Genomic DNA, 25,606 nt, shown 5'->3' with positions numbered 1-25,606 from the left:
GGGCCTTGATGATGGCCAAGCAACCGTCTTCGCCATCATCGAACTGCATGCGGTCGCACACGCCGACAAGCCCCCGCCGGACGCGCAAGACAGACGCGCTGGCTTTGAACCGCTTAACGATCACTTTCCGATCCATCTCCCCGAGGATTTGGCACCGCTGGCACTCGACGATGATGACTGCCCCCTTCAATGCCCGTAAGGTTGTTGCCATTGGCTCAACAGCTTTTATCCTCGCCATTCAAATCTTTCGTCACGGTAATATTCGGGAGCGCGATGCTGACTCCAGTGGTTTAGCGGAACGAATAATGAACATCAACTTTATTGCACGAATTGCCAGCACAACTCCCACGGCGCGAAAGGATCGTGATCGATGGCCTAAGAGGGCTTGGGCGTGGACGATTGATGGAAGAGAAAAGAGGGCATCCAGCGGCCGTTATTGCCGCAGTGGATGCACTCACGCGACCTCCAGGGGAGAGCGACAGGAATTCATTCGTCGGGCGATTTCGGACCACTTGGCGAAAGCGGTTAAGGTAGCTGACTGGACGACAACCTCGTGCAGGCCGAGAAAGCTGGGCATCCAACGGATAAGTACATCTGCGGGCTGGGAATCGTTATTGGCGACGAAAGATAGTACATCGCTGTAGAAGTCGGCTTAATGGGCTTTACGAATGCCCCAGTTAGGCGACCTTTTCCCGGCATGCTCAGGTGGCGTCAGCCCCCGAATTGCGTTGTTCGGTACGAACGCTGGAAGACCTTGGAGCGCCTTAGGATGCTTCCCAAAGCGGAACTCGAGCTGGCGTGATAGCTCTTCTGGGTCTGTTACCCCTTCGGTGAAGAGCTGGATCAGCAACATCGCGGCCACGTTCGTCTCAGCTGCATCGTCGGAAGGTTCCCGCACCAGGTACCCGGCGTCGCGTAGCACTTTGTGCAAAAGCCTGAGCTCGCTAGAGCCTATCCTAGTAGGCATTCGAACCTCCGGGTGCTGGGAAACCTGCTAGTGAACGCCGATTGAGCCCTATGGTTCCAAGGCTCCCTATCAGCGTGCTGAACTCGCTGTTGTCGCAGATGCGGGAGGTGAGGCCAGCTTCTTGGATGAGACCAACGGTGGTTCTACAGCGTCCGTGGGAGAGTAACGGGGAGCGAGCACAGGGAGAGTGACCATAAAACGACGACTAATTTGCTGAAAGCTCAGCATTTCCTTAGCAGCAAAAGGCGTTGCTGCATGGAACGTTTATGCCCGCACACGGTTATGCGGTTAAGCCTAGCAAGGGTGCACGCAAAATGTTCGTTTCCTCCCCTGTCAAAATCAAACACCTTTCGGTCAGGTTCGATGGATCGCACCGCTGGCATGACGCGGCCACCATCGTAGAATTGACCGAGTTGCTCCTCTCAAGCCGTTGGCCCAAGCGCCCAAACGATACGGTATGGCGTGATGCGTTGGTAGCCTGCCTTGGATGCCAGCAGAACGAGACAAAAGCTGGAAAGGCACGCAAGGCTTTTGTGAAGGCCGCTCGTCAAGCCGAGCTCGACTTAGAGCCAGAGGGACGTGTCCATTGAGGCGATCAGATTGGCACACCACATCTGGCCGGGAATATCTTTGAGTGCAGAAGCAGTGAAAGCCTATGTCGATCGCTTGTTGCAAGAGGGATTTTCCGTCGACGTGACTGATGCCGACGTCGTGATTATCATCGATCCCGACAAAATGAAATCGCTTGTGAACGCACGAGACCCGCGACGCGGGATCGATCTAAGGATGCACAAGAAATCCGCGGTGGACTTTCTCAGGCAGCTCGGTCGCACAGTGTGACAATGTGGTTCGGCGCTCGATGCGCGCAATGGCGAGCGAAACTCAAGACCGTCGCTCTGCTAGAACGTCACTCCCGGGGGGCATTCGTTACCAACGTCACCATGAACTTAGCGGCTTCCAGCCTCGCAGATGTCCTGTGAGGGTGATGCTTCCAGCGCCGCCAATCTAGTTTTTAGCCCTTGTTGAAGCCGAAACCAGACCAGTCACCTTATACGACCTCCTTTAAGACCCATCCGGCCTTCGGCCGCTTGCAACCGCGTTTTGCTGCCCGCACATCCGCCTCAACCGTGGCCCTGCGCTTCGCGTCCATCAGCCCGGTTGCCCATACGGTTATCCGGAATTTTCCAACCGCAAAGACGTAGCGATCCAAGTTTGGTCTGCGACCTGTAGCGTAGCCCGCTCTGAACACAGTTTTAGCGACTGTCTCACTGACGAGTTCGCCATATCGGGGCTTTTCGACCGTCCACCACTTTCCGAATGCGTCGTCAAAGCTTTGCTTTCGTTCAGGTCGAACCTTGTCCAGCATCTCAGGCGTCCCGCTCTATTTTGGGTGTCCATCCACGCGTCATCCCGTGGCTCATGGCGACGTCCGTCAGCAGCTGCATTCTGAGATGCTTGATGTCTCCGAGGAGTGTCGCAACCGTCGCCTTCGCGTCATCGTCATGGAAGGCAAGGGCAGCATCCACTTCGTAGTCCTGATCGATCTGTTTTGCGGCGTTACTCGACATGGCCAGCTTCTCTGAGGAGGCAGACCAATCCTTGAAATTGGTCTTCGAGATTGAGATTGCCAATAGCACCGGATGGATTTCCGCTATCGTCGCTCGTGCCAGCGGTGTCCAGTTGGCACTAGAAACCTCTTCGGCGCGCGAGCGTGCTATGTGCGTTTTAGTCACGGCCGCATTCCTCATAATGGTTACGGATGTTCCTATTATGTTCTCTTTCATTGCTGTGTCAACACAGTTGCAGCGCATCAGCGTGCGCCTAAGCTTTGGACCTGTCCTTCAAAACTATGCTCTTGTCCTGGAAATGGCGGCAGATTGACTATCTCTTTTTGAGCAACTCCATGTGAACCGAGGAACCGCGATGATCGAGCTGGACTCAAAACCGAAGGTAATCACGTTCGATTGCTATGGAACGCTCGTGCAGTGGTACGAGGTTCTTCTGCACGAGATCGGTGTCGTCATTTCCGCTCACGGTGTGAAAGAGAAGACGAACCCGTCGGATATCCTCGACAGCTATTCCGCTTGGAGCCGACGTCTGACGTCCGAAAAGCCTTACCGCAAGTACAGAGCCATATTGCGTGACGGTTTTCGGGCGGCTTTTGGTGAGCATGGCATCGAACCAAGCAACGAGGATATCGAACGCATAGCCGCGTCACCGACGACCATGGGTCCGCACCCAGAGGTCCCCGAAGCTCTCAGGAGATTGAGCGGGCGTTATAAATTGGCGGTCTTCACTAATTCGGACGACGATCTGATTGCTCCCACAATCAACAAAATCGGGGTGCCCTTCGATTACGTCATTACCGCAGAGCAGGCTCAGTCATACAAGCCTTCTATTGAATTCTTTGAATTCGGCTATCGCGCAATAAACGTCACGCCCGACGAAACCGTCCACGTTGCGATGGGAATGTATTGGGACATGAAGGCGCGCCACGAGCTCGGGTTACGTGGAATCTGGGTCAACCGGCGAGGTGAAATCGGTAATCCGGATTGGATGCCGTATGCAGAAGTTGCAAACTTGACCGAGGCAGCTGAGTTGCTCTTGGCGTGACGGATTTTGCAGCGGCTGAGCGTGAAACTAACTTCGGGAGGAGCGGTCTAGACTCCTCCGTTTGTGAGATTATGACGCAGGTTCGTTCAGTCAAAACAGCCCGACGATTGTTTGCAAGTTCTTCCAGGTCAACGTCTCGGCGCGACGTCCTTTCGAATGGTTGCACCCGGCAAGCTGAAGAAGTCTAGAATTTGTAACCCACTTGGATGCCGGCTCGAGTCATGCCGTTGTTCGGGCCGTCGCAAAGATTTGCATGCGACGAATGCGCGACTTGAGCTACGACGTTCCAGTGTGCGTCGAACCTATAACCGGCACCGACATATTCGTGGAACAGGAACCGACAGCCGAGGTCCGGGCCATCGACGCTGTTGTCCAGGTCGCCATTGTGCCAGACGCCGCCGAAGCCGGCTTCCGCGAAGATTTTCTCGTTGAAGTTCACGGTCCACGCTAGGCCGCCAAAAATCTGCGTCGCTTCGCCGGACGTGCCGATCGAGGTGCCGAGGTTTAGTCGCGGGCGAGCAAGGGTTTGCTTCCAGTTGGTCGCCGAATCCTGACCGAAAGGATCGAAAAAGACCGTAACTTCGGGGAAAACTCCATCTTCGCGGCTGTGTCCGTCCTGGATCGAAGCTGACGCGCCAAAGCGCAATTCGTCGAAAATTTTATCGTCCGCGTGAGCCGCCACTGGCAGGAGCAAGATGTTTATCCCACTCGCCGCCAGCAATGCCGCGCGTCCAATCGATGCCGTCATATTGAATTGCCCCCAGTCCACGCGCGATTCGACGCAAGCGTAATTGGTAGCATGCAAATTGATTTGGTAAAGTGGCGTGCGTTATACACAACCGGATTCCCTTGGGTGCTGCCAATCTGCAACAAATCGTGTGGGCTCCGACGGGTCGCAAGCTACGGCGCGCAAGAAAGTTTATCTGGGCTGCTCGCTTCGCCTGATGTCGTCGTTTATTGCAATGCCCTATCGCCACCCGCATGCCGAATTGGAGAGAGAGTTCGCCAAGCGGGTTCCACACGAAAATCCGAATAGCACGGAAATAGAGCATGACAGCCAGTCAGCGACTGATTTTCCAATGGTTTTCGTCGGCCGGGCATGCGATGCCATTCAGGCTCGAACTGCCGCTGATCGTTTGGTGAGTACTGATAAATTCCCTGCAGCCTTGGCCGCCGCCTGAGACAGGTGCAATCCGTTGGATCACCCCGGCGCTCCCGGTTGAAGGGTTTGCCCAAGCCAAGGGCTGCATGGTGGCGTCGGAGCGCCCGACGGTTTCGGCAATCACTGCCTGATCAGTCTGGGACGGAGCCTTTGGCTGAGTGGTGGAGGCTGTCACGAGCGGCTCCGTCGTTGAGCAAGCGGTCAGCAAAATAAGAACCGCGACACTCAGTCCGGGCGAAACTCGCAACATACTTCCTCCATTCACCATCACACCGTCCCGGTCACCGTAGAGGCATATCCATTACCTATCGGTTACGAAGACGTAAATGATTGCGGCATTTGAGCGGAGCCTGCGGACATATGGAACGTTCTCGAGGTGAAGGGCTATGCCGGCGTCGGAGAATAGGTTGCTCAGTCGAATTCTAAACGAGGCCGATACCGCTTAACACTTTGATTTGATTCGGAACGAATCACTTCGCCGTCAGTTGACTCGCATGCAAAGTCAGCGAGGTTAGGCGTCATGACAAGGTATGCCCTCACACCGATCGAGCCGCTCGAAGTTGAAATCAATGGTGCCGGCCAGTATGCGCCCGCCGAGACTGTCGAGGAGATGATCAAATTCCTCACATCACAGTGGCCCGACAAGTCGAAACCTGCATTCCATAGTGCGCTTGCGCGTTCGATTGACGCGATGGTGTTCGCCACCGATCCCAAGCGGCGCGTGCCGCCTTCGTAGTCGCGGCTCACGCGGCTGGCATGCACGTGCTTCCGGACGACATCGATGAGATGAGGAAAGCGAGCTGACAAAAAGAAACCCCGCTGTTTGCCGCAGCGGGGCCGAAGGAGGTCATCTCAAGCAGATGAAGCCTACCACCCTCATCGCATGCGGCAACCGATAAATTAGTGATTTCTGATGTAATCCACAGATGACGAAAAACAAGAGATCAAAGCCGCTTCTCGCTGACGCAAAGCCGATACGCAGCCCTGTCCGCAAGCGCCGCGACCCATCGCAACCCAACCTGCTTCTCGATCCTATGCCTTATCGCGTGGAACCTGCGTTGGCATTGCTCAAGGCTAAGCCTCCCGGCGATCAACGATACCGCGCCGAGGTGAAGATCGACGGCTACCGCTTGGCCGTTCACATCGAGCCGAAGGGCGTCCGCATCGTCACGCGGGGTGGACACGACTGGACCGAACGGTTTCCCGCAATCGCGGATGAGGCTCGTCAGCTAGGTGTCGCGAGCGCTATCCTCGACGGAGAAGCGGCGGTGCTGGATGAGCAAGGTCGATCGGATTTCGGAGCGCTTCAGCGGTCACTCGGTGGGCGAGGCGGGAAGCTCGCATCTTCAAGCTCGATCTTCATCGCATTTGACGTGCTCTACCTCGACGGCCACGACCTTCAGAAAATGGAGTTGTCCAGCCGACGGCATCTTCTCGAACAGCTGCTCGCTGATCGCGACGGGGCTATCCAATTCTCCCAAGAGATCGAGGGCGATGGCGGCGCTATTTTCCGGGCGGCCTGCGAACATGGCCTCGAGGGCGTCATCTTCAAGGACGCGGACAGCGCCTACAGGTCGGGACGGACTGCCGACTGGATCAAAGTGAAGTGCATTGCCTCGGAAAGCTTCGTCGTTGTCGGCTACGAAAAGTCGTCGACAGCGAGAGGAGGTCTGGGCAGCTTGCTGCTCGCGGGCCGCAAGGGCGACGGACTTCAATACGTTGGCTCCGTCGGGACGTTTCAAATACAACGACGCAGTTCAACTGCGCGCGGCTCTGGACAAGCTTGCGACCAATCGGTCTGCGGTCGAATACAACGGCCGTCGCAAAGACATTGTATGGGCCAAGCCGACTTTGATCGCAGAGATCGAGTATCGCGCCTGGACGGACGACGGCAAGCTCCGGCATGCGTCCTACAAGGGGCTGCGGGATGTGCAGGACAATGCCTCTGTTTTCAAGATTGACTAAGTGAAGCCCTCGCCGTGACGACCAGTATCTGAGTTCGTCGAAGTCCCAGCAAAAAGCTGAACCCGAGGGCTCTCTCAGCGTTATCCACCCATTAGGGAGAGCACAATGCACAAGCGCGAAGATATGACGTCGGGTTCCGATATCGGTTCATTGAATGAGGAGCTCCAAAACGCTCAGAGTTTAGACGCCGAACCTGTTGGCCACCCGACCGGAACGTTTGACGAGACATCCCAGGAGATCGGCGACGAATTAGAGGAGAACGCTCCCCTGGACTACGTTTCCGCGAACGTGGAGCTGCGTCTTCGCTACAGCGACACACAGGTCGAACTCGAAATTTTGCGGGACCGCCTCGCGCGCATAAGAAACGATATCGCGCAAATCGTCCAAGCTCGCATGGAGTGGGCGGACGCAAGTGCACACGCGCAGCTTGGCGAATACCCTTGGGCGAAGCTAGCGGCGGCCATGGCCGCGAGCTTCGTAGCCACGAAAGCGCTACGCGCCCTCCCACTCGCGGCGGCGGGGTCGGCTGTGTTGCCGATGGTCATTTCCGCGTTGCAGCGCAAAGCAGTTCCAAGGTCCATTCGGTAGTGGGATCAATGAGGAAGAGGGTCCTTTTGCAGGCCTGTCGTCCGAACCGGAAGGCGTGCAACGCTTCTGACGCGGCCGTACTTCCCTCGCAAGCATCTCGCCGCATTTCTGCAAGATGAACGCAGGATGAACAAATTTCTTGGCTATGCGTTTCTTCCAGGCAAGAGGAAATGTCAAATGTTTCAGGCAAACGCACTAAGCATCGTCAGCCCCTTATCCGGCCTCGTTGGAGCAGCCGCCACACTCTCATCCGCTTTGGCGTATGCGATCGAATTGACCGATGCCAGGATTACGGTCGTCGATGATTGCGGAGTCATCGTATTGGAAGGGGAAGCTCCTTCGAATTGCCTAGCTCGAATCTCGGACATCGCGACAAGCGTTGTCGGCTCGAGATATTGCAGTCTGATCAGACCGATCTAGGCCTTTGGAGTTGCCGTTTCTGTTGGATGTGGCATCACCAAGTTGCGACCGAAGGGGTTGATGGCGACCAAAACGGCAAGCACTGTGGCAAGCGCGGTTATCATGAGCAGCGGCGATTTCGTCACGATTGAACCTCCGGTTTCCATTATGGTTAGACGGTGCGCGAACATAAGTAGACATGGTGAATTTTCAGTTCGTAAACGCGGTGGCGCTGGCATAGTTTCACGTACGCAATCAACATAGGCTCGGAAAATCGGATTCGCGACGTTCACCTAATGGGTGAGGCTGGGAAATTCCCCAAAGAAACCACCGGAGACAAACGCGCCGAGGCCCGTGCTGCATCGATCCATCAGGCCTCGCGTTTCCATCGGACGTGGTTGAAAGTCGTCGAAGTTGCGTGTGCTCACAACTGAACCCCGGACCCTTGCGCACCCGTTATTTCATGGATTGATGGGGCCATCGGGGAACAAACGGCGTTGGATACGATTGTTAGTCCGTAACAGACCAAGGAGATCGTTATGGACCACACCAACCACGTCCGTCTCACCGCCGCCGAACTCACCGCTGAAAACCTCGAAGGGGCAATGGTTTATGGTGCGGACGACCACAAGGTCGGCTCTGTTGATCATATCCACGGCAGAAATAGCGTAGTGATCGACGTAGGTGGCTTCCTTGGCATCGGCGCGAAGCCCGTCTCCGTTCCGTTCGCAGACCTAGATTGGATGCGTGACGAAAGTGGCGAAGTGCACGCCGTCACCACTTGGACCAAGGATCAGCTCAAGGCGATGCCTGAACACAAAGACTAAAGGTATCTCCCTGAGCCAATGCCTTAGAAGATGATGACAAACGTGGCTCGGCATCTGTCGGGCCGCGTTTGCTTTTCGGGTAAGGGCCCTTCTTGGGTACAGCGAAATCCAATTACGTGCCGCAACGACAAACTCTGGAAGGGCGATTAGACGACGACGCCCGCTTCGCGGGACGGGTAAAGTGCGCCTGCGCAGCGTTATGGCACGCTTCCCGTCACGCTTGCCAAGCAGTTGGTACGCTTGCGGACCGCGACCTATCTCGTTCTGGGGCGTTTACCACCAAGGAGGATGTCTCGATGGATCAAGACTTATCCAAAAGGCGAGCGTCGATGAGCCAGGCTCAACGGGTCGAAGCTCGCGACAGAACCGATGAGATAGCGCGCGTGACGATCGAGGAAGAGCGCCGCCGCCGAGAAGCCAAAACGGAGCGACTGCGCGAAGCACGAATGCGAGCGGAAAAACACCTACCGTGTGATCCTTGAAGCCGTAGAGCCGAGCGCTAAATCACGCCTCGAATTGTTTCCGACGACCTTCATGGAGGTCAGGAGGTCGTTGTCGAGGCATGAGAAGGTCGGACCTGAGAAATCGGCCCGACCTTTTGCTTCACTAACGAGCGCTTGGGCGCGCGAGATGGTTGCTCGAACTGATGAGATTGGGAGCAGGACATGGTGGCTGGGCAAACAGTGCGACAGAAGTGAGAAGCGTCGTCACGCCGGCCAATCTTCGTGATGGGGTCAATAAGCAGACAGCTGGCTGAATTAATCAAAGGGGTAGGGATGTGAAGTTCGGTATTCCTTACCTGTCGCAGTGAGCCGACACCTTGGGCGCAGTGAAGCGCTGTCAGCTTCAATGGTACCTGCTTGAACCCCTTCGTTGACGGTTTTTCGCCCCACATTTGCGGGAAGCGAACGAAATTCTTCTGTCGATAGATGATGAAGCAAGAGGGCCATGCGAAGGCTCGGGCGGTCGGCGGACATATTGTCCCTCGTCTTGGGAATTGACACCATTTCCAACGTCGCCATGTCAACCTGGTTCCCAGGTGCGGACGCACGGCACGACTTGGCGCGGGCACAGATTCACTTTCCTTGGCCGAGCACGGAAAAGATTCATCCGCGGAATTTAATTGCTGTCGCCAAGAAGGTCGGGTTCTCCCGCCTCTTTACGAACCCCGGCACGGTTGTCGATCTCGTCATCTTGTGGGATATTGACGTCGTCTAAAACAGGTTAGGTTCGGTGCGGTTGGCCCGGCCCCCGCATAAAGCGGGTCCTTCCGTCGGTATCGGCGGCCCAAGACCTTGAACGCTTGGCGATGTGCCCGGCGAACGAAAGGTGTTTGGTTATGCAGCAGCAAATCTCCGCGATTACCCTTGGCATATCTGACATGGCTCGGTCTCGCAAATTCTATAGCGATGGATTCGGGTGGACGCCGATCTTCGAGAATGAGGAAATCATTTTTTATCAGATGAATGGCTTCGTACTCGGGACGTTCAAGAGGTCGTCACTGGAGGACGACATGACCCGAATGGCGGGGACCGGTGCTGCCGCGGTTTCTGTTTCCCACAACGTTTCCAGCAGCGATGAAGTTGTACCCTTGATGGATAGGCTCATTGCGGCGGGTGGAAGGATGATACGAAAAGCCGACGCGCCTGTTCACGGCGGTTTTCGCGGCTACGTGGCCGATCCCGACGGCCATGCATGGGAGATCGCGTTCAATCCCTCATGGGCAATCAGCGACCAGGGGTATGTCACCTTCGGGGTGTGATAACATTGACAACGAGCGGCGGCGAGCGCCGCTCGTTGTCAATAATCGCGACGGGAGCGGAGACTGTTCAGCCGAGCTCTCAGTAATGCGCATGTGCGGTTAAGTCTCCCTGTGACGCAATGCTGTCGCCACCGTGACACGGATTAACCGTGCTCGGTGATTAAAGCCGCCCAGCACCAATGCCACTGGACCGATCACAACCGCTGAGATACGCCTTTCAAGATAACACATTAGCAACCATGTTTCCGACGAGGATGCCTTGCCGTTTGAAGCACTGAACAAACTCTGGTCCGGCGTTCGCGAATCCAACCACGACTTCCGCGCCTCGACGGAGATTTTCCCACAGCTCGACACGGACAAGCTTATCCAGACGCTGGACGTCCGTGAGAAGGGTGAGGGAAACGGAAAGGCAAACCGCCCCGCGACCTCTGCACAGTCTCTGGATGAAGTTGAGCAGCGGGTCGTCGGCCGCGTCGAGCAGGAGAAGGCATCGGCTTATCAGGTCCTCGAGGATCAGTTCCAGACATTCGAAGGCAGGTTGCGGAACCTGGACTTCGAGGGGCAGTTTGGGCTGATCCGTCAGGCCAACGCGTCCAGTCTTTCGGACTTCAAGGCTGAGATTGCCAGCGGGGTCGACGAACTGCATGGCCTGCGCCGCGACCTCAAGATCGCCGAAGACGAGATGACGTCGTTCAAGCGGCAGCATCGGCTCGATCGCGCGGCGAAGGTTCCTAGTGCGGGCGCAACAAGTGTCAAAATCGCCCTACTCGTTGTACTCGTCCTCGTCGAAATCGTTATGAACGGTAACTTCCTCGCCAAAGGCAGCGAGCAAGGTATTATCGGTGGCATCACGGAGGCCGTCGTCTTCGCTGTCCTCAATATCGGCGCAGCGCTGCTGTTTGCCATCTTCTGCGTCCGCAATCTCGTGCATCGATCCTGGCTGATGAAGCTATTCGGCTTGCTCGGCCTGGCTGCCTATATTGCCGTCGCTCTCGCCGTGAATCTTGCTTTGGCTCACTACCGCGAGGTCTCGGCCACCATCATCGAGGGCGCAGGGACTGAGGTCATCCGCCGCATTCGGGAAACGCCGCTCGGATTGGTCGAACTCAATTCGTGGATGCTGTTTGCCATCGGGATTTTCTTCTCGATATTGGCATTCATCGACGGGTGTATGTTGACCGACCCCTATCCGGGTTTCGCTGGGGTTCAACGGCGGCTGGACGAGGCGCGGCAAAACTACATTTCCGGGAAGCTCGACCTGATCGACAATCTTCGCGAAATCCGTGACGAGCACAACGGCAAGATCGAGGAGATCGTCAGGGACCTGAGCTCACGTCGTCAGGAATCTGCCGCGATCATCGCCCACCGAACGCGGACCATGGGGCTTTTCGCCGAATATCAAAGTCATCTCGAACGGACCGCGAACTCTGTCCTCACCGCATATCGAGAGGCCAACCGCGCTGCGAGAACGGACGCCGAGCCCCAATATTTCGCGGTCGCTTACAAGCTGGAGCGGATCACCCCGGTTTTGAAGACCAGCGAAGACTGGGACGATCGCGTTTTGACCGATCGAATTCAGATTGCCCAGGCCGAACTCAGCGATCAAATCAGCAAGATCGGCTCCGCCTTCGAGGCCGCCGTCGCGCAATACCACAAACTAGACAATCTATTCCCGGAGGCAGGCGTTGGCTCGGAACAGGCGGCGTAGCAGTCGGTCACGAAAAGGCGGCTTCTCGACGAGCGCTGTAATCGGAACGATCACACTTTCGGCCGTGGCCCTTGGCATGATCGGAGCCTTCGGGTGGCTCAAGTTCCAAGCGATGTCGACGGTCTCGTTGGACAAGGCGTCTCTTTGCCCAACGACGGGACCGACGAGCGAGACAGCCATCCTGCTGGATGTGACCGATCCCATATCGGAGGCGACGTCCATCGATCTCAAGAACCAGTTCCAGCGATTGGTTTCGAGCGTACCTGTCAACGGCGCGATCGATGTTTTCGCTCTCACTGCGGAGGAGGGTAAGCTTGAGCGGACCTTCCATGGCTGCAATCCTGGCAGCGGCGACCTTGCCAACGAATGGACGAGCAACCCCAAACTCGTGCAGCAACGTTGGGAGAAGGGTTTCCAGAAGCCTTTGGACGATATCGCCGGGAAGCTCGGCTCCGGGACTTCTGGCGAGTTCTCTCCGATCATGGCGGGCATCCAGCGGATAAATCTCGAGGCCTTTCAGCCTTTGCCTGCCGGGATAAATAAGACCTTGTACATAGCCTCGGATATGGTCGAGCATACGGCTGACTTCTCCAGCTACCGCGACGGGGTTTCGGTCACCAAATTCGAAGCCAGCCCGGCGAGAGAGAAGTTCCGGACTTCCCTTGATGGAGTGCAGATCAAAATTCTTGCCTTCCAGCGGCCGGGTCAGAAATTCGAGATGGAGGACCTCGCCACGTTCTGGAAATCCTGGGTTGAGAAGAACAACGGGGACTTCGCAGGCTTCACCCGCTTGGAGGGGTTGCAGTAATGGCGACAAGCGATACCGGAAGGACCGCATTTCGAGACTGGGCTCCGATTGTGCTGTTCGCAGCCGTGACGATCGGTGGGATGGCATTTATCTGGTCGGCCAAGCTGGCCGCTTGGTCCACCCTAGTCGTGACTGCGGTACCATTGGCGCTGATGACCATCTACTTCCTGGCCTCGATAGCGCTTGCGGGCTTCCGTCTGCACAACGAGCAGGCAGGCGACAACCTCTATTACATGGGGTTCCTCTTCACGCTCTCCAGCCTTGGCGTCTCCCTTTACCTATTCGCGGGAGAAACCTCGATCGAGACGATTGTACGCAACTTCGGTATCGCGGTGACATCGACGATCGCCGGCGTGACGTTGCGCATCCTGTTCAACCAGATGCGCCGCGATCCGGTCGACATCGAACGCAGCGCCCGCCACGAGCTGGCGGAGATGACGAGACGCGTGCGCACTGAGCTCGATACTTCGGCTCGCGAGTTCTCGAACTACCGTCGCGTCAGCAACCAGATGCTGACGGAGGGCTTCGAGGAGATCGGTCGCCAAGCCGAAAAAAACGGCGAGGAAATCCGCAAGGTGATCGAGGCGATCTCCAAGGAAGCCATCATCCCGATACAGGAAGCCGCAACCAAACTGTCATCCATTATCGAGGACCACAACAGGTCGGTCACCGACCAGGCAGCGGAAGCGACAAGGAAGCTCACCGAAACGACCGACAAGCTGTCCACGATCATCGACAAGTTTGGTGTGGCCGTTGAGGGCGTCGGCACACGCCTTGGTGAAATCAGGAAACCGGAGGACGTGATCCGGTTGGAGCTAACCCCCACGGTCGACGCAATCAAGGACATGACCGACGCGCATTTGCGGAGGATGGAGGAGGGGATAGCTGAGACCCGTTCTCAAGCCACCAAGGTCGACGAGGCACTCAAGCCGCTCAACAGCATAGACAGAAAACTGGATCGCATTGCCGAAGCTCTTGAACGCCAAGCCGAGCCGCGTAGCTCGTCTACAGCGGATAGAGAGAACGTTGTTGCCGCGGTGAGCGATCAAATGGTCGCAGACGCTACGAGCAGTACATTGGAGGATGCCGGCTCCGGGCCAACGGGTGCTGGCGCTGAACCGAAACGGCGGCTGTTCAGATGGTGACCCGAGTGGAAGCGAGCCCCAAGCTCGAACACAAGGGCTACAACCGCGGCCTCATCCTCGGCCTCACCATGGCTGAATCCATGCTTCTGCTCGTTTTTTGCCTTCTGCTGGTAGCAGCGGCGATGATCACCGCCGAGCGCAAGCAGCGCATGGCCGCCGAACAGCGGCTGGTTCAGTTGGAAACACAGAACAAGGAGTTGGCGGCACAGCTTGTCGAGGCGCAGTCGAAGCTTGGTTCGCATATTACGCCGTCTGACCGCGCCAAGTTCGAGAGCGAATGGCGTGAACTGGTGTCTGCTCGCCAGATCATAGACAGGCTCAAGATGAATGACGCGAGTCCGGCCGATCTTGAAAAGCTCACGGCCGTCGCGAAGGTCCTTGCCAAGAACAACGTGTCCCTCGACCAAGCACCGGGGAAACTCGAGGAGATGCTCAAGGGCAACATCCAACCGCACGAGTGGCCGCCGATTATCAATCTCTCCGAAGCCGGGGGCTACTATTTCACGTCGGGTAGCGCGGCGCTGACACCTGAGTTTGAGGGCAAACTCGAGACTTCGATCGCTGACCAGATTGCCGACAACCTCGATCGCTACAAGGTCGACGTGGTCGAGGTGATCGGTCACACTGACGAGCAACGTGTCGCCAGGAGCACCTCCAACCTCGACGACGCGTCGATCGGTGTCATCGACGGGCGGCTTCCCGTCGACGCTCTCCAGCCGGCGGACAACGCCGGACTTGGGCTTGCCCGGGCAATCGCGGTTGCGAATGTCTTGAAGGCCAATGCGAATCTCAAGGACGTCACGGTGTTACCGATGTCGGCCGCCCAGCTTGTCGTCCCTGGTGACAAGCTCACTGCGGGGCAGTCAGGGGATGTCCAAGAGCGTCGACGCATTGAAATTCGAATACGCAGACGTGCGGAATCGCTCCAGCCCTGATCAAACTTCTTCGAGCGGGAACAATTTGGCCGCAGCTTCATTTGACGTCGTGATTTCACGTTGCGCTGAACGGAGCTTGAAAATGTCCCGTAATGATAGTGGCAGCACTCAATCGCCTACCGCCGAAACCGAGACTTCAAACCGGCAGTTCGCTCAAGGCGGCAATCCCGACTACGTCCAGACAACGCCGCAGGCCAGCAATGTTCCTGAGAACCGTGATGTCGATGACCTTACGCTGATGATGCTGCAGGCTAGGGAAGGGCGCGCCTAAGCAACCCTGTTCGAGAGCCCGAAGCGCAGGTTCAATATAACGCGGCGACGCTGCATCTTTTTCCGAGTTTGGACGTTCTCTTCGCGCAATCGAGGAAACATCCATGACCGAGAACTCGGCACAAGGCCTTCCATTTGGGAAGGCAAACACTGGCAAGGTAAAGCAGCCACAGCTTTCCCCACGCGATTACTTGATAAACGAGCGACGTCGACGCGAAGCGATCGCCGATCGGCAACGCATCGCGCGACTGCAAGCTCAGGATCAGGGACGTCAACTCTAGTCGTGTGGGCTGGGCCCCGACGTCTCGGTTGACGTTATCGCTTCGCATAGGTTGAGAACCGCATGGCGAGCAGCAGATCGAAATCCACGTGCCAAGTTGCGGTCGCGCTCACCATCGCGTTGGGCTGTGCAACGGCCAACGCGGAGGAGGAGGCGGCTGCTCCGCGGGCAACCACCTCTCCGCATGGTCCCGCGGCTAGCTCAGGCGCTCCGGTACAACGACCGGCAGTAAGGCCTACGCATCTCGTGATCTTCCTTCATGGCTTGCGAGGCTCTGGCTCTGTAATGGAACCGTTTGGGACCTCTTGGAAGAAGGTTCTGGGAGGGACGAAATTCGTCTCGCCCGATGCTCCATTCCGCAATCGCGGGGGCGGCCGAGAGTGGTTTGATGTCGATGACCAAGCCCTGCGCCCCGACCGCATTGCGGGCGCTCGGCGAGCTTTCGACGATTTGGTCCGGGATATCGTTCAACGAGAGGGCTTCGAGAACGACCTCGATAAGGTGGCTTTTGTCGGTGTGTCGCAAGGCGCAATCATGGGGCTCGATGCTGTCGCGTCCGGTCGGTGGAAGGTAGGCGCGATTGTCAGTTTCGCCGGGCTTCTCCCACTTCCGCCAAAGGCGTCCGCGAACGCAACGCCGGTACTTCTGCTGCATGGGGGCGCGGATCGAAGAATTCCGGCGACGGCGTCGGTCGCCGCGGCGAACCAGCTGAAATCCGCTGGTTTCGATGTGACCGTGGAGGTCGTTCCAGGCGTGGGTCACACAATATCGTCAGAGGAAGCTTCAAAAGCACTGCGCTTCCTAGCTGAACAGTTTGAGTCGTAGAGAACACGAGGACGAACATGAATTTGAAGCACACGAATGTTGCCAAAACCTCGCCGGGCACGGTCACGGTGGAATTCCATGGTGAGGGAAATGAACTCATCACAGTTCGAATGGCCGCGGATCAAGAGATCGATGAAAGAAGTTCAATTCTTCGCGCCAAGGCGATGATGGTCCAGCTCGCCGCATTCGACGACAACGCCCAGGCTGAGGCGGTTGCAGGTGAGGGCGATAGTATCGGAACCATTCTTGCGAATGAAGACGAGTAATCAACATCGGAAAAATGTGTACTTCAAGAGGGTCCAGCGCGTCGGATTGAAGGCTCTGGCTCGAGTTCAGACGGACAATCTCTGCTCAGCCAAGGCGAATCACTGCTTTGAACGGTAGAATGCTGACTATTGTGCCATCCTCGCGAGTGATTTCGAACTGCTGAACAAGTGGGGTGTCCCCCGTGACAACGGCGTCAAGCACCATTTCTCGAACGGCATTGGACGCGTCTAGAACCGCTAGGTCGTCCGACTCGAACTCCGCGCCGACCTCATCCAGTTCGAGGATGCCGTCGGTCCGCAGGTGAAAAAAGTATTTGGTCAAGTCCGGTCCTCCGCAACACCGTTTCCGTAGGAGCGTGCCTGGAGTGTCGCGCGTAGACTGCTTCTCCACTCGGCGGTTCCACTGGCAGCTCAATCGGCATCACTTAACCGACTGAGCCAATTAACGTTTCACATGGCCGGATTGTTTCGCGGTGGATGAACGATCTTCGAAATCGGCGTACCATTCAGCGTACGGGGTGTTGCGGGCAAGGTAGCGATTGTAGTCGGGAGCGCCGTCGTTCCACCACGGAGTTCCACGCTCACCAAGCGCTACCTTCGCGTCATTAACCCGCGTACGGGCGTCCGCCATCTCGCGGCTGCCCGCTTTCGCTGCGCGAACGGCCCTCCGCGCCGCCATGAGCTCGGCCACCAGGCGATCATGGGTATCTTGGTCGAGCGCGGGGTTGCACTGCCGCCAAAGGCGACCGCGGACTACAAAGTATCGCTTATCGGGTGTCGTCGGGTACTCTGGCAATTCACATTCCTATCTCAACTCAACAATGACCACTGCCGTCGGCGGCCATTCCGACGGTGCCTGCTTGCAATTCTGCTGCGGGCACTACGGCAAAGCGTTGAAGTCCCGCCGGCGATGACCTTCAACCATCAATCGCAAGCCGTCTGGAGCTATAACTTCGACCTTGTCGCCCCATTGGTAAAGGTGCCAGGTCATCTCCAACCAGCCTGCTGCCATGAATTTGACTACCAAACTCCCATCATCCATCGTCTCTAGGGTCTGGGTCGGATGAAATTGGAACTCCATCGCACGCGCAGCGGCCTCGGGAGCGAAGCGCCAGATCACCTCGCCATACTGCGTTGGGTCTTGATAAACCCCGAACGACTGCGCGGCGTACTCCTCCAGGGAGAAGTCCTCGGCCATCGCAAAGCTCTCATCTAGCGCTTCGGCAGCGTTGATACGGTCCGTTCGGAAATTGAGGATCATTTTGCCGCGAACAGGCTGTCGTGCAACCAGGTAACTGCGGTGGCCCAGCAAAAGCCCGTAGGGCTCGATAACCCGCTCAGGAGTACCCGGTTCTCCATATTGAAGCCGCAAGCGGAAGGGGCCACGCAGCGCTTCGATGATAGCATCGAGGACTGCCGGCTTGAGATTAACCCGCGGTCCGGGCTTTGTCACAGACCCCATCCCCGTGAGCACCGCTTCAGCATCCGCCTCGGTCCTCAGTGCGTCCCTCGGAGCGAGCCGAGACAGCAGCCCTTCTTGTAAATCTGAAAGCGCCTTAGCGTGGCGACCCCTCCCTTCGGCTTTGGCGGCACGCCCCGCGATCTCCAGAGCTTCGATCGCGGTTTCCTCCCTTGGCCGCAAGCGATCGAGCATTGGATCGCCCACGCGCCACCGGCGACGTCGATCTGTCCCGTCCTGCTGTGTCACGCCAGTGAAAACGTTCTCGAGAGCTTCCGTCATGCGTTGCGCTGTCCGGTGAGATACGTCGAACTCGCTACAGATTTCCTCGAGGCTGATGCCCGTACGGCGGGCTGCCGCGAGACGGGCGAGCCGGATTAAGTCTTGGGCTTTCGACATCGACATAGCAGCTCCTGACCTTGGGTGACAGAAAATGACACCCACAGCGAATACAACGGTTTTCACAGCTGGTCGATGACCGCAGTGAGAAAAGCGATCTCGGGCTTTTTACAATTTGGTGGATTTAAGGGAGCGAATTGATGGCGAGAATTATACGGGTCGAGCGTCTCGTCTTCGTTGATGATGACGTACCGCTAAGTAAAGGGGCAGGGTGGGTGGTGCGGACCTCAAACCTCAGGATTGCCACCACAGGTGAGAACGGTGGTAGTCAACCCGAATCTCCCCGCTTCAGAATCTCAAGGGCGTCACCGTCCTTGATCGAACGGAAATATCGAACGCTGCGCCGCAAGGGCCTTTTGTCGATTGCCCAACGTTTTGCCGGCTCGGTCCACGGGTCGCTGAGATCGCTCGCTTGGTGAGCGGTACTTCTGAAACGTTGCTCGCATATGAGTACGAGTGAGCCGCCGAGGGAAATGCTGTGGTGGAGGGAGATGATTTGACAAGCTGATGCGGGTAGAAAGGCCCATATGCTGTCGTAATCAACGCAGGTTTTCGCTGATCGACTTGTAGCAGGTGTCCATGGGGCCGATGTCGAACTTGCTAAGGACTTTCCACATTCCGCCGGCGAAATCAAAGTACTCAAGGAAGCACCGGTCGGTGTCGTAGTCGAACCACTGGGCTGCAACGAGGCGGCTGTCGCGCTTGAAGTCGAGTGCTAGATACATGTTGTCCTCCCCGCCGCGAGGAAAGTTCGACGGGCGTCCAGTCTTATTGTCACCAACGATCACGAACGAGCAACCAGCGCCGCATCCAATCTGGATGAGTGAGTAGTGCCCGGCGAAGTTCGGCCCTTCTCGCATTCCGTCACGGATGCGCGTCCTAAACGAATTGAATTCGCGATCGCGTTTCTTGAAATCGGGTAGCACGGTCTTCCCATTGAACCGATCTTCGACGCGATATTCAGCGCCGTTCGGCCTTGGCGTGGAAGTTGAGGACTGCGAGGATGCGACCGTGGCGCTTTCACTGCGTCGCCCGGCACCGCATGGATGCCATTGCATTTGATAGCCATACTCGCCCTCGCGCCCATAGCACCAACCCACGACCTGTAGCTTGGCGCTGATGACTTCGCGCCGCTCGCATGCCGATTGCGTCTCGCTCGATGTCCCCTGTCCGCCTCTACAGGCAGTGTTCTCAGCGATCCACTGTACAATCAGGCGGTTCGGCCGGAATGCGTCTTTGTCCGCCTCGATCACCTTACCCTGTTCGGACACAATCAATCCGGACGACTGGTCCCAGACCAGCGAGAACGATGCGGCACCGGACGAAATCTTTTGGTTCAGTTCTTTCTTGGCGTACCAGTCGAGCACACCGTCGATCCTGCACTTGTCTGAACATTCTGCTCGAACGGAACCGTTCCTGACACTGTACGCCCGAATAGGCCAGCGCTCCGCGAAGTCCCGTTTTTCGGTCATCACCTGGGCTTTCGGGGTCGGCTTCCCGTAGAACTGAATGGTGTCCGCATACGCCTTCTCCATAAACCCAAGTGCCTCGCCGTTCCCTCGGGACCACGCATCGTGGTAGCCCGCGATAAAGACCAGTGCTTTCTGTTCCGAAGTCAGAGGTTTCGTCTCGGTTGATTCGGCCCTTTGAGGAGGCGTTTCGGACGTGCCGGTAGGCGGCGAGGATTGTGCAGAGGAGGGCGCGCTCGATACAGCCACGTTCCCGCCGCTGGATAGCGCGCTGTGGGTGACCCGGTAACTTTGCATTTCACTTGAGGTGAGGTAGCGCATGTCGTCGCTCGGGACAGATAGGCTGAGCTGCAAAAGCTTGGGATCGACATCCATCTCAATTAAATAGGTCATGATCTGCGCGGTTACCGCTTGGACGGCCGCCACGGCGCTCGGACCGTCTATTGTGGCATCGGATGAGAAAGATGATTGATGGACACCGATTGAGCCAGGTTCTGCTTCGCGTATAGCGCCGCCGACGAACGCCAGCGCGCAAGCGGAGGCGCATTGCGCGGAACGGAGCTGAAGTGTCGACAGGCCAAGCGATCGGATCAATCGACCGTACTCCATCGCCTTGGCGACGTTACCTCCATTGCTGTCGAAGGTTATGGTCTTGGCCCCGTTCAAACCAATCTCCCGTGTGAGGAGGTTCGGATCATCGTTTTGGGTGAATTCGCCCTTCATGATCAATACGGGAGGCGCGCCATCCACTGGTATGGTGCGCAGCGTTATGTCCGCGCGGGCGGTCGCCAGGGAGGCGAGGGTCGCAAAGATTGTGAAAACAAACAAACGCGGGAGCAACGAGGCAGACCTTCCCATCCAAGCGACCAGATCAGTATTCATGCATTCGGATACTCTCAATCTGCGCGTCGGGAAAGATCATCTTGCCCGTTATGCGTTTATGCTGTGAATGCTTCATTGAAATTAGGTCGGGTCAGTGAGGCGGATGCCAAGAAGATGCGATCAATGCGTTTTGCAAATGCTCCGAAAGACTGCGGGCTCGAGCAGGTGGATTTTAATCTCGCGTCGTCTCAAAACATTCGACTTCGGGCAGCGGCTTTCTGCCTGATGCTCAGTCCGAAATGGGCTGCTTCCTGCTGATAAAAGGGGGATGCACTCGTCAATCGCCGAAGCTGGAAAATACACCAGCCGTTTTTTCTCTGTTTCCAGGATAGTTCCGACAAACCGCCAGTCAGCAGACGTCTGTGGATCAACCGTCCGCTTGTTGATTACCCGAGGCCTTGCACGCTTCGAAACATCGATGAAAGTGGATGCGCCCGTGGTGGCTATTACGCCGATGATTTCAGACTGAAGGACGTAAATGTTGAAGCGAGGGTCTACGACCGAGGTGTCAATAATTGGCCCGGCGTTGATCTTTGAGCCTGCGACCACAACCACATCAAAGTCACTGTTGTCGAGAACGCCGAACCATTTCCGGATCATTAATGTCGTGCCTTGCCCCAAGTCGGCAGATGCTTGCGAATAGGGGAAGATTTTCACCCATGCGACCGGGACGACAGTAAAGATGAAGAACAGCGCCAAGACGGCTCGAACGAATTTCCAGGCGGCTTGTTGAAATTGCACGTACCAGACCCGGCGGTTGCTATTTGATTGCAAGGTCGTCGCTCCACCGTACTGGCAAAGATTGTGTGCTTCTTAGAATGCAGGAGCCTCCCAGGCTTCACCAGCGTGGTAGTGCCGCAGCAGCAGCAATGCCGGTGCGGCGGTAGAGGCGCAGAGGGCGTCTGGACAGGCGCTTGTCCAGAGGTTGATGGCTGAAGCCCGACGGGGTGCCCCTGCAGCCAGTTCATCCAAACCGACGTCGGCTTTCTCAACGTTGCCGGTTGCAGCTGCTTGGGAAGCCGCGTCTCATGCCACCACTCAAGCGATCTGGATGTTAATCGCTTTGGGACCTTTACCGCGGGGGTCAGGCTGGGTTTCGAAAGTCACTTTTTGACCATCCTGAAGCTCTTGCAGTCCAGATGCCTGTAGAGCCGAGATGTGGACGAAAATATCAGCTCCGCCGTCAGTGGGCTTGATGAAACCAAAACCCTTATCGGCGTTGAAGAACTTTACGATGCCGGATGCCATAAGTGTCCCCTGTATTGATGGCGCAGCTTGCTAGCCGATTGACTAATTATCAATAGGTTTTCCCAGGATAAAGTAGTTTTGTGTTCCTCCCGACAGCTCCGCGATTGACGCCGGCAAGCAGGTGTCGTCCAATTGATGGATGCCCAGACCGTCAATGCCCATCCAACTGAACTACCCATCTGAACTGGAGCGCCAATCCGCCAGCGCTCGTCTGCTGGAATATTTTCGGTCGGCCGGAGGGCGGTTCTCCGAACTGAAGTCCAGCGAGAGCTTAGAGATTGTAGACCTCATCTGTTCTACGATGGTGCCATGCGGTGGTAATCCAATCGAGAATGGGCGTACGACGGGCAGCAGCGATCGGGGCATTCGGATTGCATGCCTGTCGCTACCGGGCGAACCCGACAACGAATAATCTACGGCAGCCGAGACTGCAGAATAGCTCCGAGCTTTATCGAGTAGCCCGTCAAAGATTATCAAGGAAATGAAACGCTGACGTTTGGAGTGTGAGTGGAAGTGCGACTTCCGAATGCTCGTCGGTACCACCGAGTTGGGCGTGCTAAGGAAGCGAACTATCGGGCGACGACGCTGTGGAAACCGCTAGGCTAGGTGGTATCGTCGAATGCGGCAACGAGCTAACGTCAGTGTTCGCACGACTTCGGGAAAGCTGAGTGGCTGCTCGGCGGCGTGCAGTTGTCAGCTCATCTGAGGTAGGTGCGACACGGCGCGCGGCGACGCGCGATTGCCCTATAAGGCGTCAGAGCTTCGTTGCGATCATCGAAACGGAAGCCCGCTTCGCGGTCTGGATAGGACCGCAGCGGTTGAGGTCTACTCGGCCGGCCCGCTATCAGCAGAATTCAGACCGATGACCGCTAGGGAAACGACATTCGAGCCGCATCACGTAGCGCTAGACCGAAGGGCAAGTCGGCGGAAGTGATGCCGAAGAAGCTGTCCAATTTCGATAGCAATTCCAATGGAGCCGGAACTGAGGTCCATAATTACTGGTGTTCATAATTCTATCGAGGTCCATAATTCGGCGTCTTGAATTTCGGTGTCCAGCGACAGGGTAAGCAAGGCTATTCCGTTTCTTCCGGGATGTTCTCGCCAGCGAGCCAGTAGCCACGTTTTTCGATGTGGATAAAATCGTCGCTATCCCAGAGCGTCCGTCCCACGAACCTCGGCGGGTCGGATACGTCGAGAAGGAAGCCGCTCCCTTCTATACGCTCGAGCAGTTCTGCCCGTTGGAGTGGCTTTCCTGCTGACAGAAGTATGCGTTTTGATCGCTCGACCACCTCTGCAGTGCGGCTGCCAGTGTGGAAGCCCTTCCTTTTAGACTTCTTTTTTGGTTGTCCGGTTGCCGCTGCATGCTCGTCGATGCGTTCGCCCGTTTCGGCGGCAATCAACTGTCTGACCAACTCGCGTGCCGCTTCCGCCTTTTCGAGCTTTGCATCGAGAACGCGCTTTGCTCGCCGTAGCTGAGACACCTCGGCGACCAGATTGCGGTACGCGTCTTTGAGGTTGGAGAGTGAAGCGTCGTCGTCTGTGGTGCGCAAAGTTGTGTCCAATTTTCTAAACCGCTGTTCAATCTGATGAGAGGTATGCTAGCGTTATTGTGTCGATTCTAAATCGGCTCGGTGGGAGCTTGCAACGTATCCACCAAATTAATGTGATCATGGCGACAGGAAGGAGACGTAATATAATCACACAGAAATAAACGGTGCTTTTTAGTATCGATTCTACTGACAGGGCGATGACAGCGCTAACATATGAGCGTCGTCAATTGTGAACCTGCGCTTAAAGATAGCGCCAGCCCTGTTGAGCGATCGAATTTTGTTGAGAGAAATGAGACGGCCGTCCTTGCAAAACGACCGCCTCGTGCTCGACCATGGCTGACAGAGCGTAATTCAGAATCAATACCACGATCATGCGTGCGTCGCCAGAGTCTGAGCGACGGTCACTGGTCTATTTTCGTATCAGTTTGTCTGCTCGGCCCCAGTCGTCATTACGAATTTCTCTTGATGTGTTGTTGCTCCCGCGATCGTTCAAGCGCGTCTTGGGCACCTTCACTCAAGGCCTTCGAAACCATGTCGAGGTCTTCCGCGACATCCAGACCAATCGCAGCGGAGCTGCGCACAATGCGGGCAAAACAATGTCGAATAGCATTCAGCATCGGAAGGTATGCCGTCGAGTTCATCGACGGATTTTGACTCGTGACGGGGTATTCTTCGAAGGGCGGCGGTACCACGACCCGGCGGTGACATCGGCGCTGCTCCGTGACCTCCTCGACCTTCGGCACAATGGACGAAAGCGGAGTAGGCCTGAAGTGGTAGTAGAGATTGCTCCTGGAGGGGGCGGGGACGATGATGAAGTCGTTGATAAGTCCTTTATTACTGTCTGGAATCCGGTGTCGGGCCAGGATGTCATTTTACCAAATGTGTGGGGCGAAAGACTCCGAGCCGTCCTGCCCGGTGAGGGGCTTTCCGATCTCCTCTTCGCCCATGTTTTGAGAGCCAAGCCGAAGTCCATCTAAGCATTTAGTGCAAGCGTGCATTGTGAACTTCCCGCAGCGACCACGTCGCGGGTGGGTGGTCTTCGTCTATTTTTGGGTCCCGCGTCTCCAGTGCGTGCTTAACGCTCATTCGGTGCCTAGTGCGCCAAGTGAAACACTTCTTCTGCTCGAGTTTCGAGTAACAACATGGAAAGAGACGGCAAATATGACTACAGAAATTGCAGGCTATGGTGTCTGGTACGGAGAGCTGTTGAAGCCTCTCGCTAAGATCAAAGCGAAAGTGGCAAAGACGCTCGCCAAGTTCATACCGAAGCGAAACCAAGGTAAAAAAGGGCCGTTTGCCAGGTTGCTAACGTCTAACGACGGCGGTCCGGTCAGGCGTATCGTCAACGGTCGGCAGACGAAATACACGGGCTTCTTTATTTCCGTGAAAGCGGATTTTGCCCAGATGCCATGGGAATCGCGCCGTGGGGAAAAGCCGGCGCTCGTGCTCTGCGAAGCTTCGGCCCGTGTCATTTCGCTCTTGGCGCAGCCGCACCGCCTTGAAATCTTGGTCAACGAGCAGACAATGCCGTTGACGTATTTTCCCGACCTGCAACTAAGGGTCCACCCGTCCTTCGTTGACGACCTTCGCGCTGGGGTGCCTTTTTCAGCTGCCGCACTTGCTCCGTCACAGGATGAACCAGACGACCGGTTGGTGACCTTGATCATCGAAATCAAGGATGATCGGGACGCTCGCCAGAATAAGCCAAGATACAAAAGAAAGCTGGAGCTCGCGAAGCAGGTTTATCGATCGATAGGCATGGAATTCCTGATCATCCACCGGGCTGAGGACCTTTTTCCCGGCGATGTTCGTATTGCATCCAGTGTCGTTTCATGGCGGCACACAGCCGTGAGCCAGATGGATGTCTGGGCCGTCGAGAAGATACTTCGTCGATCCGAAAAAGAGGCTGCGCAGGTCGTCGCGGCCTTGGGAGGCGAAGCCTTGGGCTGGGGGAAATTGAGGGCGCTTCACGTCAGGCGGTACGTGGACATCGACCTCACCGAAACGGTCTCTCCGGAGACTGTTGTGAGGCTTCCTAAACACAACTCCGCAAAAACCTGCGTCAGGTACTGAGAGCAT

Annotated in this window: 28 protein-coding genes and 1 pseudogene; 19 read left to right on the top strand and 10 right to left on the bottom strand. The window is 56.6% G+C overall.

The window, feature by feature from the left end; all coding sequences use genetic code 11:
• The first annotated feature begins 1,233 nt into the window (after positions 1-1,233).
• Together QTL95_RS28965 and QTL95_RS21365 are read left to right on the top strand one after the other, a co-directional pair.
• The gene (locus tag QTL95_RS28965) at positions 1,234-1,557 is read left to right on the top strand and encodes a DUF982 domain-containing protein (protein ID WP_442981329.1); all 324 of its coding nucleotides are present in this window, start codon (positions 1,234-1,236) and stop codon (positions 1,555-1,557) included.
• Positions 1,558-1,567: 10 nt separating this feature from the next.
• Complete coding sequence (locus QTL95_RS21365) at positions 1,568-1,807, top strand: hypothetical protein (protein ID WP_289721915.1); 240 nt, start codon at positions 1,568-1,570, stop codon at positions 1,805-1,807.
• A gap of 527 nt (positions 1,808-2,334) precedes the next feature.
• On the opposite strand, the gene QTL95_RS21360 is transcribed toward QTL95_RS21365, so the two are convergent.
• Positions 2,335-2,535: a hypothetical protein gene (locus QTL95_RS21360; protein ID WP_289721914.1), complete on the bottom strand. Its 201-nt coding sequence runs from the start codon at positions 2,533-2,535 to the stop codon at positions 2,335-2,337.
• Between QTL95_RS21360 and QTL95_RS21355 the strand changes: the two genes are divergently transcribed.
• Both QTL95_RS21355 and QTL95_RS21350 read left to right on the top strand, forming a co-directional pair.
• Positions 2,534-2,848: a hypothetical protein gene (locus tag QTL95_RS21355; protein ID WP_289721913.1), complete on the top strand. Its 315-nt coding sequence runs from the start codon at positions 2,534-2,536 to the stop codon at positions 2,846-2,848. The two genes, QTL95_RS21360 and QTL95_RS21355, sit on opposite strands and share 2 nt — an antisense overlap.
• Before the next feature lie 42 nt (positions 2,849-2,890).
• Positions 2,891-3,580: a haloacid dehalogenase type II gene (locus QTL95_RS21350; RefSeq protein ID WP_289721912.1), complete on the top strand. Its 690-nt coding sequence runs from the start codon at positions 2,891-2,893 to the stop codon at positions 3,578-3,580.
• A gap of 184 nt (positions 3,581-3,764) precedes the next feature.
• Here the strand turns inward: QTL95_RS21350 and QTL95_RS21345 are convergent, their stop codons facing one another.
• Positions 3,765-4,328 carry an acyloxyacyl hydrolase gene (locus QTL95_RS21345; RefSeq protein WP_289721911.1) on the bottom strand — a complete coding sequence of 188 codons (564 nt, stop codon included), beginning with the start codon at positions 4,326-4,328 and terminating at the stop codon, positions 3,765-3,767.
• Positions 4,329-4,404: 76 nt separating this feature from the next.
• On the opposite strand from QTL95_RS21345, the gene QTL95_RS21340 reads away from it, so the two are divergent.
• The gene (locus QTL95_RS21340; RefSeq protein ID WP_289722463.1) at positions 4,405-4,761 is read left to right on the top strand and encodes a hypothetical protein; all 357 of its coding nucleotides are present in this window, start codon (positions 4,405-4,407) and stop codon (positions 4,759-4,761) included.
• On the opposite strand, the gene QTL95_RS21335 is transcribed toward QTL95_RS21340, so the two are convergent.
• On the bottom strand, positions 4,642-4,992 hold the full coding sequence (locus QTL95_RS21335; protein WP_289721910.1) for an RT0821/Lpp0805 family surface protein: 351 nt from the start codon (positions 4,990-4,992) through the stop codon (positions 4,642-4,644). The two genes, QTL95_RS21340 and QTL95_RS21335, sit on opposite strands and share 120 nt — an antisense overlap.
• Positions 4,993-5,262: 270 nt before the next feature.
• Between QTL95_RS21335 and QTL95_RS21330 the strand changes: the two genes are divergently transcribed.
• From QTL95_RS21330 to QTL95_RS21270, 13 genes and pseudogenes are all read left to right on the top strand, one after another.
• Complete coding sequence (locus QTL95_RS21330) at positions 5,263-5,478, top strand: DUF982 domain-containing protein (protein ID WP_336622294.1); 216 nt, start codon at positions 5,263-5,265, stop codon at positions 5,476-5,478.
• Positions 5,479-5,668: 190 nt separating this feature from the next.
• Positions 5,669-6,707 (top strand): annotated as a pseudogene (gene ligD / locus QTL95_RS21325) (non-homologous end-joining DNA ligase).
• Between the two features lie 105 nt (positions 6,708-6,812).
• The gene (locus tag QTL95_RS21320; RefSeq protein ID WP_289721909.1) at positions 6,813-7,295 is read left to right on the top strand and encodes a hypothetical protein; all 483 of its coding nucleotides are present in this window, start codon (positions 6,813-6,815) and stop codon (positions 7,293-7,295) included.
• A 938-nt stretch (positions 7,296-8,233) separates the two neighbouring features.
• Complete coding sequence (locus QTL95_RS21315) at positions 8,234-8,521, top strand: PRC-barrel domain-containing protein (protein ID WP_289721908.1); 288 nt, start codon at positions 8,234-8,236, stop codon at positions 8,519-8,521.
• Between the two features lie 1,339 nt (positions 8,522-9,860).
• Positions 9,861-10,283 (top strand): VOC family protein, encoded by a 423-nt coding sequence (locus QTL95_RS21310; RefSeq protein ID WP_289721907.1) that lies wholly within the window; start codon positions 9,861-9,863, stop codon positions 10,281-10,283.
• 259 nt (positions 10,284-10,542) lie between these two features.
• Positions 10,543-11,991 (top strand): hypothetical protein, encoded by a 1,449-nt coding sequence (locus QTL95_RS21305; protein WP_289721906.1) that lies wholly within the window; start codon positions 10,543-10,545, stop codon positions 11,989-11,991.
• Positions 11,969-12,799, top strand: a complete 831-nt coding sequence (locus QTL95_RS21300) for a hypothetical protein (RefSeq protein ID WP_289721905.1) — start codon at positions 11,969-11,971, stop codon at positions 12,797-12,799. Before QTL95_RS21305 ends, QTL95_RS21300 begins: the two co-directional genes overlap by 23 nt.
• Positions 12,799-13,944, top strand: a complete 1,146-nt coding sequence (locus QTL95_RS21295; protein ID WP_289721904.1) for a hypothetical protein — start codon at positions 12,799-12,801, stop codon at positions 13,942-13,944. Before QTL95_RS21300 ends, QTL95_RS21295 begins: the two co-directional genes overlap by 1 nt.
• Entirely contained in the window at positions 13,938-14,879 is a 942-nt protein-coding gene (locus QTL95_RS21290; RefSeq protein WP_289721903.1) for an OmpA family protein, read from the top strand. Before QTL95_RS21295 ends, QTL95_RS21290 begins: the two co-directional genes overlap by 7 nt.
• A gap of 82 nt (positions 14,880-14,961) precedes the next feature.
• Positions 14,962-15,150, top strand: coding sequence for a hypothetical protein (locus QTL95_RS21285; protein WP_289721902.1), 189 nt, complete (start codon positions 14,962-14,964; stop codon positions 15,148-15,150).
• A 103-nt stretch (positions 15,151-15,253) separates the two neighbouring features.
• Positions 15,254-15,430: a hypothetical protein gene (locus QTL95_RS21280; RefSeq protein ID WP_289721901.1), complete on the top strand. Its 177-nt coding sequence runs from the start codon at positions 15,254-15,256 to the stop codon at positions 15,428-15,430.
• A gap of 62 nt (positions 15,431-15,492) precedes the next feature.
• A complete protein-coding gene (locus QTL95_RS21275; RefSeq protein ID WP_289721900.1) occupies positions 15,493-16,254 on the top strand; it encodes an alpha/beta hydrolase in 762 nt (253 codons plus the stop codon).
• Between the two features lie 17 nt (positions 16,255-16,271).
• Positions 16,272-16,520: a hypothetical protein gene (locus tag QTL95_RS21270; RefSeq protein WP_289721899.1), complete on the top strand. Its 249-nt coding sequence runs from the start codon at positions 16,272-16,274 to the stop codon at positions 16,518-16,520.
• A gap of 85 nt (positions 16,521-16,605) precedes the next feature.
• Here the strand turns inward: QTL95_RS21270 and QTL95_RS21265 are convergent, their stop codons facing one another.
• The 7 genes from QTL95_RS21265 to QTL95_RS21235 all read right to left on the bottom strand — a co-directional run bounded on the left by QTL95_RS21265 (position 16,606) and on the right by QTL95_RS21235 (position 23,527).
• Positions 16,606-16,842 carry a DUF6894 family protein gene (locus QTL95_RS21265; RefSeq protein ID WP_289721898.1) on the bottom strand — a complete coding sequence of 79 codons (237 nt, stop codon included), beginning with the start codon at positions 16,840-16,842 and terminating at the stop codon, positions 16,606-16,608.
• A 120-nt stretch (positions 16,843-16,962) separates the two neighbouring features.
• A complete protein-coding gene (locus QTL95_RS21260) occupies positions 16,963-17,316 on the bottom strand; it encodes a hypothetical protein (RefSeq protein WP_289721897.1) in 354 nt (117 codons plus the stop codon).
• Positions 17,317-17,400: 84 nt separating this feature from the next.
• Positions 17,401-18,384 carry a helix-turn-helix transcriptional regulator gene (locus QTL95_RS21255; RefSeq protein WP_289721896.1) on the bottom strand — a complete coding sequence of 328 codons (984 nt, stop codon included), beginning with the start codon at positions 18,382-18,384 and terminating at the stop codon, positions 17,401-17,403.
• A gap of 533 nt (positions 18,385-18,917) precedes the next feature.
• Complete coding sequence (locus QTL95_RS21250) at positions 18,918-20,729, bottom strand: hypothetical protein (protein ID WP_289721895.1); 1,812 nt, start codon at positions 20,727-20,729, stop codon at positions 18,918-18,920.
• Positions 20,730-20,849: 120 nt separating this feature from the next.
• Positions 20,850-21,503, bottom strand: a complete 654-nt coding sequence (locus QTL95_RS21245; protein ID WP_289721894.1) for a hypothetical protein — start codon at positions 21,501-21,503, stop codon at positions 20,850-20,852.
• Positions 21,504-21,767: 264 nt separating this feature from the next.
• Positions 21,768-21,977, bottom strand: a complete 210-nt coding sequence (locus QTL95_RS21240) for a cold-shock protein (protein WP_289721893.1) — start codon at positions 21,975-21,977, stop codon at positions 21,768-21,770.
• 1,073 nt (positions 21,978-23,050) lie between these two features.
• Entirely contained in the window at positions 23,051-23,527 is a 477-nt protein-coding gene (locus tag QTL95_RS21235; RefSeq protein WP_289721892.1) for a hypothetical protein, read from the bottom strand.
• Between the two features lie 1,161 nt (positions 23,528-24,688).
• Between QTL95_RS21235 and QTL95_RS21230 the strand changes: the two genes are divergently transcribed.
• Positions 24,689-25,600, top strand: coding sequence for a hypothetical protein (locus QTL95_RS21230; RefSeq protein ID WP_289721891.1), 912 nt, complete (start codon positions 24,689-24,691; stop codon positions 25,598-25,600).
• Positions 25,601-25,606 lie beyond the last annotated feature (6 nt).

Source organism: Rhizobium sp. S152 (assembly GCF_030380735.1).
GTDB lineage: Bacteria > Pseudomonadota > Alphaproteobacteria > Rhizobiales > Rhizobiaceae > Rhizobium.
Note: the sequence above shows the minus strand (reverse complement) of the source record. Positions and strands in the feature narration are given on the sequence as shown.